The 15,495-nt window shown below is 43.3% G+C and carries 14 protein-coding genes; 10 read left to right on the forward strand and 4 right to left on the reverse strand.

Annotated features, from left to right (window positions below; translation table 11 throughout):
- Nucleotides 1–59: 59 nt before the first annotated feature.
- Nucleotides 60–2,057, reverse strand: a complete 1,998-nt coding sequence (locus tag IGK63_RS04895; RefSeq protein ID WP_016613060.1) for a beta-galactosidase — start codon at nucleotides 2,055–2,057, stop codon at nucleotides 60–62.
- Nucleotides 2,058–2,488: 431 nt separating this feature from the next.
- On the opposite strand from IGK63_RS04895, the gene arcA reads away from it, so the two are divergent.
- The 10 genes from arcA to IGK63_RS04945 all read left to right on the forward strand — a co-directional run bounded on the left by arcA (nucleotide 2,489) and on the right by IGK63_RS04945 (nucleotide 12,620).
- The gene (gene arcA, locus IGK63_RS04900) at nucleotides 2,489–3,706 is read left to right on the forward strand and encodes an arginine deiminase (protein WP_008380978.1); all 1,218 of its coding nucleotides are present in this window, start codon (nucleotides 2,489–2,491) and stop codon (nucleotides 3,704–3,706) included.
- 384 nt (nucleotides 3,707–4,090) lie between these two features.
- Nucleotides 4,091–4,402, forward strand: a complete 312-nt coding sequence (locus IGK63_RS04905; protein ID WP_008380980.1) for a hypothetical protein — start codon at nucleotides 4,091–4,093, stop codon at nucleotides 4,400–4,402.
- Nucleotides 4,403–6,394 carry a V-type ATP synthase subunit I gene (locus IGK63_RS04910; protein ID WP_008380982.1) on the forward strand — a complete coding sequence of 664 codons (1,992 nt, stop codon included), beginning with the start codon at nucleotides 4,403–4,405 and terminating at the stop codon, nucleotides 6,392–6,394.
- The gene (locus IGK63_RS04915) at nucleotides 6,378–6,851 is read left to right on the forward strand and encodes a V-type ATP synthase subunit K (RefSeq protein ID WP_005237160.1); all 474 of its coding nucleotides are present in this window, start codon (nucleotides 6,378–6,380) and stop codon (nucleotides 6,849–6,851) included. The genes IGK63_RS04910 and IGK63_RS04915 overlap by 17 nt, the downstream gene beginning before the upstream one ends.
- A 16-nt stretch (nucleotides 6,852–6,867) precedes the next feature.
- Nucleotides 6,868–7,458, forward strand: a complete 591-nt coding sequence (locus IGK63_RS04920; RefSeq protein WP_061053898.1) for a V-type ATP synthase subunit E — start codon at nucleotides 6,868–6,870, stop codon at nucleotides 7,456–7,458.
- Between the two features lie 14 nt (nucleotides 7,459–7,472).
- Entirely contained in the window at nucleotides 7,473–8,474 is a 1,002-nt protein-coding gene (locus IGK63_RS04925) for a V-type ATP synthase subunit C (protein WP_429972457.1), read from the forward strand.
- Nucleotides 8,467–8,781: a V-type ATP synthase subunit F gene (locus IGK63_RS04930; protein ID WP_005229240.1), complete on the forward strand. Its 315-nt coding sequence runs from the start codon at nucleotides 8,467–8,469 to the stop codon at nucleotides 8,779–8,781. The genes IGK63_RS04925 and IGK63_RS04930 overlap by 8 nt, the downstream gene beginning before the upstream one ends.
- A gap of 31 nt (nucleotides 8,782–8,812) precedes the next feature.
- Nucleotides 8,813–10,588 carry a V-type ATP synthase subunit A gene (locus IGK63_RS04935; RefSeq protein ID WP_008380990.1) on the forward strand — a complete coding sequence of 592 codons (1,776 nt, stop codon included), beginning with the start codon at nucleotides 8,813–8,815 and terminating at the stop codon, nucleotides 10,586–10,588.
- Complete coding sequence (locus tag IGK63_RS04940; RefSeq protein WP_005237151.1) at nucleotides 10,588–11,976, forward strand: V-type ATP synthase subunit B; 1,389 nt, start codon at nucleotides 10,588–10,590, stop codon at nucleotides 11,974–11,976. Before IGK63_RS04935 ends, IGK63_RS04940 begins: the two co-directional genes overlap by 1 nt.
- The gene (locus IGK63_RS04945) at nucleotides 11,976–12,620 is read left to right on the forward strand and encodes a V-type ATP synthase subunit D (protein WP_005229243.1); all 645 of its coding nucleotides are present in this window, start codon (nucleotides 11,976–11,978) and stop codon (nucleotides 12,618–12,620) included. Before IGK63_RS04940 ends, IGK63_RS04945 begins: the two co-directional genes overlap by 1 nt.
- 75 nt (nucleotides 12,621–12,695) lie before the next feature.
- On the opposite strand, the gene IGK63_RS04950 is transcribed toward IGK63_RS04945, so the two are convergent.
- The 3 genes from IGK63_RS04950 to IGK63_RS04960 are packed head-to-tail and all read right to left on the reverse strand — an operon-like array spanning nucleotide 12,696 to nucleotide 15,429.
- Nucleotides 12,696–13,502, reverse strand: a complete 807-nt coding sequence (locus IGK63_RS04950) for an ABC transporter ATP-binding protein (protein WP_005237149.1) — start codon at nucleotides 13,500–13,502, stop codon at nucleotides 12,696–12,698.
- Nucleotides 13,502–14,422 (reverse strand): ABC transporter permease, encoded by a 921-nt coding sequence (locus IGK63_RS04955; RefSeq protein WP_005237148.1) that lies wholly within the window; start codon nucleotides 14,420–14,422, stop codon nucleotides 13,502–13,504. Before IGK63_RS04955 ends, IGK63_RS04950 begins: the two co-directional genes overlap by 1 nt.
- A 29-nt stretch (nucleotides 14,423–14,451) precedes the next feature.
- A complete protein-coding gene (locus IGK63_RS04960) occupies nucleotides 14,452–15,429 on the reverse strand; it encodes an ABC transporter substrate-binding protein (RefSeq protein ID WP_086372696.1) in 978 nt (325 codons plus the stop codon).
- Nucleotides 15,430–15,495: the final 66 nt, after the last annotated feature.

The following is a 15,495-nucleotide window of genomic DNA, read 5'->3' on the forward strand; positions in this document are numbered from 1 at the left end:
GTAACCTCAATAAAAGAACCTCCATGAAGCGATCGCTTCATGGAGGTTCTTTCCTTAGATTAATCAATATACTTAAGAACTGCGACTTCTTTTGGTTTCAGAACTGCCAACTGTTTGGTTTCTTTGGTTAGAAGGTCTACTCCAGCGGCTTTCAGCTTCACTTCTGTTGTCTGCTCGGTATGGTTTAAGAAAAAGACGAGTGTATAGCCAGCACCTTTGCGACAGGTAACGGAGATTTCAGTAGGAGCAGCCAAGAAGTGCTGGGCATGAGTCGTTAATTTGTGATTTTCCAGAATGGTCGCTAAAAATGTAGTTAGTCCTTCAAGAGACAATTCTGTTCCCACGTAATACGCATACCCATCGTCGATCCGGTTCATGGTAATGGCGGGCTTATCGGTCAAATAACCGGATTGGAAGGTTGCCAAAGCTTTCGCACCTTTTAGATGAATGACTTCCTCCCATAGAGAATTGTCGTTCCGATGACCTTGAAAGTCAATCTGATGCTGGGTAGCTGCTTTCATTGGGTAAAACTCTTCTACAATGATCCCTAATGTGTCTCTAAACAAGCCTGGATAGCCCCCAAGATAGACTTGGTCATTTTCATTGACGATCCCACTAAAGAAATTGGTCAAGAAGATACCGCCTTGTTGCACGTAATCATGGATCTTCTTACCGAAGGCTTCGGGTGCTGAATAGAGATTTGGGGCGATCACTAAAGGATAGCCATCTAGGGATTCGGAAGGATGGACAAAGTCTACGCTCAAATTTAACGCCCTTAGCGCGGCATACAGGCTGCGTAACTGATGAATGTACTTTAAGGTTCTTGGTTTGGCATCCAATTCCAGCGCCCACCAATTTTCCCAGTCGAAGACAACCGCGACATCAGCCAAGAAGCGCGTCCCAACGATTTCGGATAGTTGCGAAAATTCGTTGCCTAATTGTGCACATTCACGAAAGATACGGCTTGACTGAGGATCTCCGTGAGGCACCATCGCACTATGAAATTTTTCCGCACCGCCACGAGACTGTCGCCATTGGAAGAACATGATACCATCAGCACCATGAGCTAGCGATTCATAACTCCAAAGACGCAACTGGTTGGGTGTCTTGGCCCCGTTGATTTGTCGCCAATTAACAGCGCTTGTGGCTTGCTCCATGATCAAGAATGGCTTTTTCTTCAAACTGCGGGTTAAATCGTTAGCAAGAAATTGCGGGTAAGGGATTTTTTCAAAGGGATTCGGGTACGAATTCCAGCTGACCACATCTATTTCAGGTGCCCATTTAAATCCATCTACGTATTTGTGTAAGCCCATAAGATTGGTCATATAAGGAATGTCATGGGAATATTTTGCGATCGCCGCCTTTTCAATTTGATAAAGTTCCAGATTCATGTCGGAAAGAAACCGACGGTAGTCTAATTGCTGTGCAGGATTTTTGAAGGTTGGCATTGCCTCTGGTAAGAAAATTTCCTCCCAGCTGCCATAGGATTGACTCCAAAACTTCGTTGACCAAGCATCATTCAATCCAGCGATGGTCAGATATTTCTCTGCTAACCATGTCTGAAATCTTTTCCGACAATGATCGCAATAACACTCGTGGATGTGACAGGTATATTCATTATTGATATGCCACATGACCAGCCCTGGATGATTAGCATAACGGTTTGCGACTGCTTCAGACAAATCGGCGGCATATTGACGATAGATAGGGGAAGTCGGACAGTAGTGCTGGCGCGCACCATGAACCAGTCGATTGCCATGAATGGTCACAGGCAGCATCTCAGGGTGTTTTTGAACAAGCCAAGCGGGAGGAGAAGCTGTTCCATTGGCTAGGTCGATCATGATATTGTTTTCATATAAAAGATCCATCAGCCAATCCAGAAATTCAAAATCATAGGTGGATTCATCTGGCTGCAGATTGACCCAGCCAAAAATATTGATACTTACATAGTTCACACCTGCTTCTTTCATTAAGCGCATATCTTCAAGAATGACTTCTTTAGACCATTGTTCAGGATTGTAGTCGGCACCATAGTAAAGCTGACGTTGCGTTTTCATCAAATCGCTCCTTTATAGACGTTTCTTTAGTATCAAGATACTTGAATCATATCAAATATTCATCTGTTTGATAGCGGTATCATTTGAAAATCATGAAATGATCCAAAAAAACAAAGATAGTTCAATCTGGTTTCGCAACTAGGGCTATAGTCCGCCAGTTCTTTTGCCTTGCTGTTTTTTTAACAAAAATATACAATTGAAAAAGGCGGTAAATTAAAGTATCTAGAATTTATATTCTTTATTAGTTGTTTTTTTATCGGGGGTTTCTTTTTTTAAAATGCATGTTTATAACTATATGATCCGAAAAAACTTTGAATCACGAGTAGAAAAAACACGATGAGTCGAAGAAATGAATAATTATGTGATGTAGAATCAAAAAAAAGAATGACATAAGTTATTCTACAAAATTGCCAAGAAGGAGAGAAAAGTCCATGAACCAGCCAATACAGATCTTTTCTGAGATTGCGCCCTTAAAGCGGGTGCTGTTGCATCGTCCAGGAGCAGAATTGGAAAACTTGATGCCGGATTATCTTGATCGCTTGTTGTTCGATGATATTCCTTTTCTAGACCAAGCACAAAAAGAGCATGATTTTTTTGCCGAGACTTTAAGAAACAGAGGGGTGGAAGTCCTTTATTTGGAAGATCTTGCTGCAGAGACATTGTCGACGACCGGTGCCAAAGAAGCTTTTTTAGAAGATTATTTAAATGAGACAACGATCCTTGATGAAGAGATTCGCAACGAAGTGCGCAATTTTTTCCTGTCGATCAAAGATAATCGCTCCTTTATCGATCATACGATGGCGGGCTTGAAAAAAAGTGAGGTAGAAATTCCAAGAGCTAGCAAGTTAACGGCGATCGTTGAAACGGAATATCCTTTTTTGATCGATCCCATGCCAAACTTGTATTTCACGAGAGATCCGTTTGCTACGATTGGTCATAGCGTTTCCTTGAATCGAATGTATTCTGCAACGAGAAGACGAGAAACCCTCTACGGAAAACAAATTTTTACGCACCACCCGATGTTTTCCCGCAATGAGACGAACTTTTTGTATCATCGGGACGAAACGACGCGGATGGAAGGTGGCGATCAGCTGATTTTATCTGATAAAATCGTGGCGATCGGTATCTCTCAACGAACCGAGGTTGCTTCTATCGAAAAAATTGCCGAAACGATTTTTGCTACAGAACCGAGTTTTGAACATATCTTGGCATTTAATATTGGTGAAGAACGAAAATTTATGCACTTAGATACGGTCTTTACGATGGTGGATCATGATAAGTTCACGATCCATCCAGAAATCGAGGGAGAACTTTCGCTGTATTCAATCACTAAACACAAGGACGGTGTGCGAGTATATGAGGAAAAAGATACGTTGGAAAACATTCTTTGCCGTTATTTAGATTTGCCTGAAGTACACTTGATTCGCTGTGGTGGTGACGACTTAGCGGCAGCAGCCAGAGAACAATGGAATGATGGTTCCAATACATTGGCGATCGCCCCAGGGGAAGTCGTGGTCTATGACCGCAATACCATCACCAACGGGTTGTTAAAAGAGGCAGGCGTCAAGTTGAATGAGATCTCAGGAAGTGAATTGGTTCGCGGACGTGGAGGTCCACGCTGTATGAGTATGCCATTTATTCGTGAGTAGGACGAATCTTTGTTATTTTAATTACGGATTTTTGCTTTGAAATTATGAAAGTTAAGAAATAGAAGAGAGAAAAATAAAAGAAAGATTTGAAACGGCATTCTGTTTCTAATCTTTCTTTTTTGTCATCATTTAACCCCCTATAAATTGAAAAGGATTTCTTTTTGTGAAAATGTGTAATTTTTGTGACTTTTATATGTAAAGACTATAAAAAAACGCTAGGAACCTTGTTCTATCGCTAAATTTATGGTACGGTTATATTAGAAAACGGAAATAGGTGAAGGTATTTGCCACTTATTGATTTTTGACACCCTACGATCAGCGAATGCCATATGCTTGATTTGTAGTGGTTTTTTTTGCGGAAAAAAAGGGAAAGCAGGTGAGAAAATGGCAGTAGATGCAATTCGATTATTACAAGAAGCAGAGCAATTTGCTGAAAATAAAAACCAAGAAGCGGAAGCAGAAAAAAAACAATTGGCACAAGAACGCGAAGAACGGTTGAAGGCGTTTAAAAAAGAGTTGGCAGAAAAAGAAGCCCAACAAAAAGAAGCAATCAATCAAAAAATCGCAGCTGAGTTAACACAGTCAAAAGAACCGCTCATGGCTAAAACGAAAGCAGAAGTGGAAACACTACGAACGATCCCTAATGAGTTAAAGGAAGAAGCATTGGCAATAATAATAAATAAGGTTGTGACATAAATGGCAATTGCAAAAATGCAAAAGTTCAGTCTGTTGACCTTTTACGATCAGAAAGAAGCTGTTTTAGAGCAGCTGCAAGACTTTCAGGGCGTAGAACTGCTTTCTTCGGAGAAATACTACGATTCTGAAGAAACGACGGGTGTTTTGACACCGGTTCGCGAGGAACAGTCTGAAGAAGAAATGGAGAACCAGTTTGGTCAAGTCAACTGGAGCTTAAATTTTTTAGAAGAATATGTACCCAAAAAAGGAATGCTGGCACAACTGCGGCAACCAATCAAAAAATATACCCTTCAAGAATTGGCTGAAACAGCCCACACCTATCCCTGGCAAGAATTATGCCAGACCCTTCGTAAACAAGACAAACGTCTTCGCTTGATCGATCAAGAAAAACGCGATGTATTAGCACAAGAAGCAGAGCTGTCGATTTGGAAGTATTTTAAAGAGCGTCCAGCGGTTTTAAAGGAATTAAAAAAATCAGGTGGCTTGCTAGGTTCGATTCCCACTTCTGAAATGGCTGACTTTACGACGAACAGTGAGAAGCTGCCGCTCGTCTATGTGGAAACTGTTTATCAATCACAAACAACCACTTATTTACTGGTCCTTTTCCACAAAGATGTAAAAGAAAAAGTAACTTCACTTCTTAAAAAAGTAGCCTTTGAGCAATACATCTACCCTTATGAGGGCATCCCAGAAGAAGATCTGCAAACGATGAAAGAAAAATCCCAACGTTTAATTGATGAAGAAAAAGAGATCAAAGCCTCTCTTCGTGCAATGACAAACGAGCAAGAAACTTTGCGGATCGTTGCCGAGTATTTAGATGGAGCAATCACCCGCTTAAAAAGCAATAAGATGCTTTTACGTTCTACTCATGCGGTCTCGCTTTCTGGCTGGGTTCCTGTTGATGGAACGGCCGAATTAGAAAAACGCATCAAAAAAGGAACCACGGATAACTATTACCTCGAATACCAAGAAGTGACGGAAAAAGAGATTAGTAATGTGCCGATTTTATTAGAAAACGCACGTTGGATCAAACCTTTTGAAGGACTTGTTCGGATGTACAGCTTGCCGCAATATGACGAGTTAGATCCGACACCATTTATGGCGCCTTTTTATATGGTGGCATTCGGGATGATGGTTGCCGATTTTGGCTATGGTTTGCTTTTGTTTCTGGCGACGTTTCTTGGTAAAAAGCTGTTCCACCTCAGCAAAGGGCTGGAACAAAACTTGACCCTCTTTCAGTTATGCTCGATCCCCACGATTATTTGGGGCTTGATCTATGGCAACTTCTTCGGATTTGAATTCTCATTCCAACTGTTGTCTGCCCAGGATGATGTCAACCAGATCTTAGTCTTATCCGTGATCTTTGGGTACATCCAGATTATGTTTGGTTTGGCGCTGAAATTCTATATTCTATGGAAGAAAAAAGACCAGAAACTGGCTGCGATGTTCCAAGCCGGTTCATGGATCGTCTTTTTGATCAGTGTGGCTTTTGTTGCCGCAGGAATGCTGCTTTTCCCTGACACACCGTTACAAATGATTGGGATCGTAATGATCGCTGCCAGTCTATTAGCAGTGGCCATCGGAGGCAGTTTAGAAGGTAAAACCTTAGCAGGAAAAATCGGTTCTGGATTGTACGGATTGATGGATGTGACCAATTATGTTGGTGACTTGATCAGTTACACCCGTCTGATGGCGTTAGGGGTTGCCGGCGGAAGTATCGCCTCAGCCTTCAACTTGATCATCAGCTACCTGCCGCCAGCAGCCCGGTTTACGGTTGGTATCTTATTATTTGTGGCATTGCATGGCCTAAATATTTTCTTAAGTTACCTTAGTGCGTATGTTCATGGTATCCGTTTGCAGTATTTAGAGTATTTTGGAAAATTCTTTACGGGGGGCGGACGTGCCTTTGACCCCTTCAAATCAAATGAAAACTATGTAGAGATCATCTCAGAAGAGAAGTTACAGGAGGACAATAATGGAAAATTGGATTAGTTTCTTTTACGAAAATGGTGGAATTGTTTTTGCAGCTTTAGGTGTAGCGACCGCAACGATTTGCGGCGGTATCGGATCAACGATTGGTGTTGGGATGACCAGTGAAGCAGCGTCAGGCTTGATCTCAGAGCAGCCAGAGAAATTCGGACAAGCGTTGATCTTAGAGTTGCTGTCTAGTACTCAGGGGTTATACGGGTTCGTAATTTCCTTTATGATCTTTGGTCAAATCAGCGGTTCGCTTTCATTCGATCGCGGATTGTACTTGTTTATTGCTTCATTGCCAATCGCATTAACAGCGATCGTAGCCGGAAAATGGCAAGGACGTGCCGCAAGTGCTGCGATGCAGATTTTAGCCAAAAAACCAGAACATGTGACCAAAGGAATTATCTTGGTAGCGATGATGGAAACGTATTGTATTTTAGGGTTCGTTATTTCCTTCTTGCTTGTCTTGAATTAAGAGGAGGGAAAAGTGAATGTCTGATATTACACGTTTAACTGACAAAATAACCGCTGATGCGGAAAAGAAATACCAGCTGCAAATCAAAGAAGCGAAAAAAGAAAGTGAAAATCAAGAAAACTTGAAGCGAACGCAATTAGAAAAAGAGCTTAGTGAGCGGTTAGCTTTTTATGAAAAAGAAAAACGTGCGGCGATGTATTTGGAAATCTCAGATGTGCATATTCAATCAAGAAACAAGGTCTTGGCAGCAAAGCAGTCGGTCTTAGATGAGCTGTTTACTGAGGCTTTGACCCGTTTAAATACGATGGATCAAGCAGCATTTTATGCGTTTATCGCTAATGGCTTGGCGAATGCAAGGTTAACTGGTGAGGTTGAGTTGCTTTTAGGTGAGAAGACCCGCCATTTAGTGGATGAGGAGCTCCTCGCTAAATTGCAGGCATCTGCCCCAGATGTTCAGCTGAAACTGGTAAATAAAACGATCCCTCGTAAGGGTGGCTTTTTGTTGCGACAAGAAGCGATCGAGTTGAATTTTACTTTTGATGCGCTACTAGAAGCCAACAAAGAAGAGTTAAGCAATACGTTACTGCAATTGATTTTTGAACAGTAAGCAGGTGCAAACAGATGAATGACATCAAATACAATACCTTAAATACGAGAATTCGGACGTATGAATCGCAATTATTCGATCGCAGCCGCTATGAGCGGATGCTCTCGGCTGCTAGCGCAGAAGAAATCTACGGTATGTTGCAAGAAACGGTTTATGGTGACTTCATCAACGAGGATGATCGTGTACACGACTTTGAACATGTGTTGATGGCGGAGTTGAAACGGGTATACGACACGATGTATCAGCTGACACCGGAAAAAGCGATCGTTGATTTCTTTGCTTTGAAATATGACTATCAAAATCTGAAAGTCTTGGTAAAAGCGGCGTACATGCAAGAAGATTTTTCTGAATATCTTGTCCCAATTGGTACCCAGCCGCTTTCCGTCCTTAAGGATCTGGTCAAGACCAGAAAAAGCAATCTTGTTGCCAAAGAGATGGTTGATTGTGTGGAAGAAGTCTTCTCTTATATTGAGAACTACCATGAGGTCCAATCGATCGACATCATCTTTGATAACCACTATTGGGAACAATTGTGGACGATTGGCAAAGAATACGACGACGATCTGCTGCAAAGCTTGATTCGTCGACAAATCGATATTTTCAACATTTCAACAACGTTGCGCAGTTACGCGATGAAACGCAAGCGCGGCTTTATCAGCGCAGTTTTAGCCGATCATGGAAACCTGCCTGCAAAAGAATTGTTAGCTGAGATCACGACTTCCCTTGAGGCATTTGTGGCATATTTGCAAGGGACTCCTTATAAAGAACTGATCAATCACAGCTATGAAGAGTTGGTAGAGAAGAAGACCTTGAATACCTTTGATATACGCAAAGACAATTTTCTAATGGCGAAGCTCAAAGAACATAAAATTGTTCCTTTTGGCCCTTCAGCATTGGCAGGGTACTTGTACGCCAAGGAAATTGAAAGCAAGAACTTGCGTATTCTCCTGATTGGGAAAATCAATAAGGTGCCGGAAGAGATTTTAATAAGTCGGGTGCGTGATAGTTATGCATAAAAAAATAGCAATGATGGGTGGTAAGAACTCGATCTTGCCTTTCAAAGGGCTAGGGATCGACATCTTTCCAGTCAGCGATTTGGATGAAGCCGCCCAACAACTAGAAGAAATGGCTGAAGCCTATGGGGTAATCTTTTTGACTGAGCGACTGATCGAACAATTAGAACCGATCGTTCGCCGCTATGAAGAAGTACCGACACCAGCGATCATTCCGATTCCAAGTAGTACGGGTAGTTTAGGGATCGGCATGGCACGAATTCAGCAAAATGTGGAAAAAGCGGTAGGAATGAATATATTAGATTCATAACAGACAAGTCAGCCAGCTAGGAGGAATAAATGTGGCATTTGGCACAATTGAAAAAGTATCGGGACCACTGGTCACCGCCTCAGGATTAAGTGGCGCAAAAATCCACGAAATCTGCAAAGTCAGTGACAAGGGCCTTATCGGTGAGATCATTGAGATCAAAAAAGGGCTGGTTTCGATCCAAGTATACGAAGAAACAGCGGGAATCGGACCAGGCGAGCCCGTGGAAACGACAGGCGCACCATTGTCTGTCGAACTAGCACCAGGTTTGTTGACTCAGATGTTTGATGGGATCCAACGACCATTAGATACGTTTATGTCGCAAACAGAAAGTGATTTTTTGGAACGAGGGGTTACCATCGATCCACTGAATCGCCAAAAGAAATGGACCTTTGTCCCTCAAGTACAAGTCGGTGATACCGTACAAGGTGGCGACATTTTAGGTTCAGTACAAGAAACATCGGTGATCGAGCATAAGATCATGGTGCCACCAAACTATGAAGGAACCGTCAAAGAAATCATGGTAGGGAATTTTGCTATTACTGAAGTGATCTGTGTCTTAGAAACCATTGAGGGTGAAAAAAACTTGACGATGGTTCAGAAATGGCCGGTTCGTCAACCACGTCCCGTTACTGCTAAATTAAATCCAGGCGAACCGCTGGTCACTGGTCAGCGCGTCATCGACACCTATTTTCCAGTGGCAAAAGGCGGCTCAGCTGCCGTTCCCGGACCATTTGGTGCCGGAAAAACGGTTGTTCAGCACCAAATTGCTAAATGGTCGGATGTGGATATCGTTGTCTATGTCGGCTGTGGCGAGCGAGGCAATGAAATGCGGGATGTTATGAATGAATTTCCTGAACTGATCGACCCAAATACCGGCAAGTCCATCATGGAACGAACGGTCTTGATCGCCAATACGTCGAATATGCCAGTTGCTGCTCGGGAAGCCTCAATCTATACAGGAATCACGATTGCAGAATATTACCGAGACATGGGCTATAGTGTTGCTATCATGGCAGACTCAACATCACGTTGGGCAGAAGCGCTGCGGGAAATGAGTGGACGATTGCAAGAGATCCCAGGAGATGAAGGCTATCCGGCGTACCTTGGAAGTCGAATTGCGGAATACTATGAGCGAGCAGGGCGTTTCCATTCATTAGGCACACAGCCTCGGGAAGGAAGCATTACCGCAATTGGTGCGGTTTCACCTGCTGGTGGAGACATCTCAGAACCGGTCACCCAAAATACCTTACGAATCGTGAAAGTCTTCTGGGCATTGGATAGTATGCTGGCGCAAAAACGGCATTTTCCTTCCATCAACTGGATGAATTCCTATTCCCTTTACGAAGATCAAATCAATTCTTATTTAGATCAATTATTAGGCGATCGCTGGTCGGAGCTAGTCAATGAATCAATGGCGATTCTCCAAGAAGAAAGCCGTTTAGAAGAAATCGTTCAATTGGTAGGGATGGATTCTCTTTCTCAAAGAGACCGTTTGACAATGATGACAGCCCGTTCTTTGAGACAAGATTACTTGCAGCAAAACGCCTTTGATGACGTTGACACGTATACATCTCGCAATAAGCAGTTCAAAATGTTGGAGAATATTCTTTACTTTAATGAACAAGCCCAACGTGCACTGCAGCTAGGTGCTTACTTAGATGAGATCACAAAAGGAACGGTTGATCTGCGTGAGCGCATCGCCCGCAGCAAATACATTCCTGAAGAAGAATTGACCCGCTTGGATACGATCAAGCATGACATCAAAGAAAAGTTACAACGAATCATTGAAACTGGAGGTGTTCATTGATGTTAAAAGAATATCGTACAGTTTCCGAAATTGCCGGCCCTTTAATGGTGGTCGAAAATGTTCGAGGCGTTAAATTCGACGAACTCGTTGAGGTCCGCATGGACACAGGCGAGATCCGTCAAGGTCAAGTACTGGAAGTCAGTGATGACAATGCTGTTGTCCAAGTATTTGAAGGTACCAGTAATTTGAGTGCTGAAGAAAGCAAAGCAAGGTTTCTAGGAACTGGTTTAACTTTAGGGGTTTCTCTAGATATGATGGGTCGGGTTTTTGACGGTTTAGGAAAACCAAAAGATAATGGCCCGAGAATCTTGCCCGAAAAACGCATCGATGTAAACGGTGAAGCCATCAATCCGATGGCACGGGACTTCCCAGATGAATTTATCCAAACGGGGATCTCAACGATCGATCATTTAAATACATTAGTTCGTGGACAAAAATTACCAATCTTTTCTGCTTCTGGTTTGCCTCATAAAGAGATCGCTGCTCAAATCGCACGACAAGCAACAGTACCCAGCCAAGAAGGCAATTTTGCGATCGTCTTCGCAGCAATTGGGATTCCGTTTGAAGAAGCTGAATTTTTCGTGGATGAATTCCGCAAAACCGGTGCATTAGATCGATCTGTTTTGTTTATGAACCTTGCCAACGATCCAGCAATCGAACGGATCGCTACTCCTAAGATGGCATTGACTGCAGCAGAGTATTTGGCTTTTGAAAAAGGCATGCACGTCTTAGTGATCATGACCGATATGACGAACTATTGCGAAGCATTGCGAGAAATCTCCGCTGCCCGCCGAGAAGTTCCGGGACGTCGCGGCTACCCAGGGTATCTATACACCAACTTAGCTACACTGTATGAACGGGCAGGACGTTTGATGGGCAAAGAAGGATCGGTTACACAGATTCCGATCTTAACGATGCCAGATGGCGATAAAACCCACCCGATTCCTGATTTGACTGGCTATATCACAGAAGGACAAATCATTTTGTCGCGGGACCTTTACAAACGCAATATCAATCCGCCAGTGGATATTTTGCCAAGTCTTTCTCGGTTGAAGGACAAAGGAACGGGAGAAGGTAAGACCCGTGCAGATCATGCGGCAACGATGAATCAAATTTATGCCGCCTATTCCGATGGGAAAGCTGCCAAAGAGTTATCGATCGTTTTAGGAGAGTCTGCCTTGTCTGATCTTGATAAAAAGTACGCGCGTTTTGCAGATCTTTTCGAAAAAGAGTATGTCAACCAGGGATTTGAAACCAACCGGACGATTGAAGAAACGTTAGATTTAGGCTGGAAGCTATTAGCTACCTTGCCAAAACAAGAGTTGAGCCGTATCAAAGAAGAATTTATCGACGCCTATTACCCAACGGACGAGGATGTGAGTTCTTAATGGCGATCTTAAATGTCAATCCGACGCGGATGGAACTAAGTCGTTTGAAAAAACGGCTGACGACGGCAACCCGTGGTCACAAATTATTGAAAGACAAGCAAGATGAGCTGGTGCGCCAATTCATTCAGCTAGTAAAGAAAAACCAGGAGCTTCGTAAAAAAATGGAAACTGCGCTGCAAGCAGGGATGGAAGAGTATGTGCTGGCTTCTAGTAGTATTCCCGATGTCGTTTTGCAAGAAGCATTTATGATCCCTTTAAATAAAGTGACCCTAGATGTACAAAGTCGGACCATCATGAATATGGATGTGCCAGTGTTAAATCCTGTTTACGAAGAAGAGAGCTCCGATGATGACTTTTCCTACGGTTTTGTAAGTACCACCAGTGAGCTGGATCTCTCGTTGTCTCATCTTGATCAGATGCTGCCAGTGATGCTTCAGTTGGCCGAAATCGAGAAAACCTGTCAACTGATGGCCAATGAGATCGAGCGGACGAGGCGAAGAGTCAATGCGTTAGAGTATATGACGATTCCCAAGCTGACGGAAACCATTCAATACATCGAAAGCAATCTGGCAGAAGACGAACGAGCAACATTGACCCGCTTGATGAAGGTCACAGATATCATTGCGGAAAATGAAGCAAAGTAAGGATTTTGCCAATCATTTGGAAGAATCAAAAAAGGCACGTAGAAGGGGGTTCCTTTCTACGTGTCTTTTTGCTTGTTAAGAGCGTAAGAGCAGTTGGTCATCTTTTAATTCAGCACCGCTATTTTGATGGAACATTTCCATCAATTCAGGGACGGTTAAATGTTGCTTTTGCTCACCGGCAATATCCACGACGATCTTGCCTTGATGAAGCATGATCAGGCGATTGCCATAGCGAATGGCATCTTCCATATCATGAGTAACCATGAAGGCCGTCAACTGCTGTGAACGAATCAATTGATCGGTCAATGCCATGACAGTCAACGAGGTTTTTGGATCTAGGGCAGCGGTATGTTCATCTAATAAAATCAATTTAGGTTGTTGCAACGTTGCCATCAAGAGGGTAATCGCTTGACGCTGTCCGCCTGATAACAAACCGATCTCGGCAGAAAGACGATTTTCTAAGCCTAAGTTTAGACTGGCTAATTTTTCTTGGAAAAACGCGCGATTTTTTGCTTTGACGCCTGTCGCAAACCCTCGGACTTGGCCCCGTTTGTAAGCAAGTGCTAAGTTTTCTTCAACAGTCAAACGAACCGCTGTCCCCATACGTGGATCTTGAAAGACTCGGCTAATATCCTTTGAGCGTTTCGTAACGGATAAACGGGTGATGTCTTTCCCATCTAAGGTGATTTTTCCTTGTTCTGTTGGGATCGTTCCTGCAATACTGTTTAAAAGGGTCGATTTTCCGGCACCATTGCCACCGATGATCGTGATAAAATCTCCGGCATTCATCGTCAGGTCAATGCCTCGCAAGACATGGTTCTCATTGATCGTCCCTTTTTCAAAGGTTTGGTGTAGATTTTCGATTGTTAAGACTGAAGTCATTAGGATTGGCCTCCTTTGGTTTTTGGCAGCATCTTTTTAAGTCCTAGTTTTGAACGAAGCTGCGGTAACGAGAGGCAGATGACTAAGACGATTGCGGATGCCAGTTTGATATCATTGGCTTCGACATTGAACTCGAAAACGACGGCCAGGATAAAGCGATAAACGATCGCTCCAATCACGATGGTGATCAACCGCAAAAGCAAAGATTTATTGGCAAATAAAACTTCTGCAATAATGATCGATGCTAAGCCAATCACGATCGTACCGATTCCGGAGTTTAGGTCAGCAAAACCGTTGTTTTGGGCTAAAAGAGCACCTGAAAGGGCGATACAGCCGTTAGAGATCATGTAACCGATGATCTTCATATTATCGGTGTTGATGCCGTTGGCTTCACTCATAGCTAAATTATCGCCTGTTGCGCGCAATGCTAAGCCGATCTCTGTACGGAAAAAGAGGAACAAGCACAAAATGACGATAGCTGCGAAGAGAAAGCCCGCAAGAATCACGGCATTGTTTTTGGTCAGACCCATTGCTTGAAATTGGGTGAAGACCGTGTCTTGTCCTAACAAGGCAATGTTGGGAGCACCCATCACACGATTTGTGATGGAATAAAGCCCAGTCATCGTGATGATCCCGGCCAACAAGGCTGGGATCTTTAGTTTTGTATGCAGTAGTCCGGATACCAAGCCGGCTAACATGCCACCGCCAAAGCCCATCAAACTGGCTAGTATGGGGGAAACGCCATTCGTAATACTGATTGCAGCGATCCCTGCACCTAATGGAAAACTTCCTTCTGCAGTTAAATCAGCGATATCCAGAATACGGAAGGTCAAAAATACTCCGATTGCCAGCAATGCCCAAAGGATCCCTTGAGAGGTGGCAGATTGTAGTAATAGTAAGAACGTGTCGACTAAATTCATATGATTTCCTCAAATCTAAAATAGTATGGTTATTCTGGGGCAGTGATGCTGGCAGGATCAATCCCTAAAGCTGCAGCCATTTCTTCATTGACGACTAACTCTAAATTCTCCGCTGTTTCAACGGGTGTGGTAGCTGGTTCTGCATCGCCATCTAAAATTTTTGCTGCTAGTTTTCCTGTTTGAATGCCTAGTGATTTATAGTCAATACCATAAGTTGCTAGAGCTCCATCATCGACTTGTTCCACGGAACCTGCGACGATCGGTGTTTTGGTTTCTTTCGCCACTTCACCGACGATTGCAGCAGCAGAGGCAAAGGTATTATCTGTTGGAATATAAATGCCATCGACATCTTTTGCCAGGCTAGAGGTCACTTGCTGCACATCATTGGTGGTATTGGCGGTCAATACTTTAACGTCGACTCCAGCAGCTTTTAAGGCTTCTTCTGCCAAGTCTGCTTGAATTTTCGAGTTAGCTTCACCTGCATTATACATAATGCCGATCGTCTTGGCGTCAGGGACGATGCTTAACAGCAAATTGATCTGCTGCTCAATGGGTACCATGTCTGACGTACCGGTGATGTTGCGACCGGGTTCTTCATTTGAGTCGGCTAATTTTGCCCCAACTAAGTCAGTAACTGCGGTAACCACGATTGGGGTATCAGTGGTTTCATTTGCTAACGAAACAGCAGCAGGAGTAGCGATGCCCAATAAAAGATCAGGGTTGGCATTCACTAGGCGTTCGCTCATGCTTTTTAAGTTGTCTTGACTGTTTTGCGCATTTTGGTATTCGATCGTCAGGTTTTCACCTTCTGTATAGCCCGCTTCTGCTAAGCCTTCTTTAAATCCTTCGTAGGCGGCATTCAAGGAGCCATGTTCCACGAGTTGCAAGACACCGACTGTTTTTGATCCGTCGTTTCCCTCAGAAGCATTGTTTGATTCCCCACAAGCTGCCAGTGCCAGTAGTGAAGCCGTTAATAATCCAGTTGTGATCCATTTTTTCATTTTCATTGTAACTCCTCCTATAAACGTTTCTTTTTTAATTGGGGTTTACCTGAACAAAAAAATCCATTCAGA

This window comes from Enterococcus sp. AZ040 (genome assembly GCF_050499185.1).
Lineage (GTDB): Bacteria > Bacillota > Bacilli > Lactobacillales > Enterococcaceae > Enterococcus_D > Enterococcus_D entomosocium.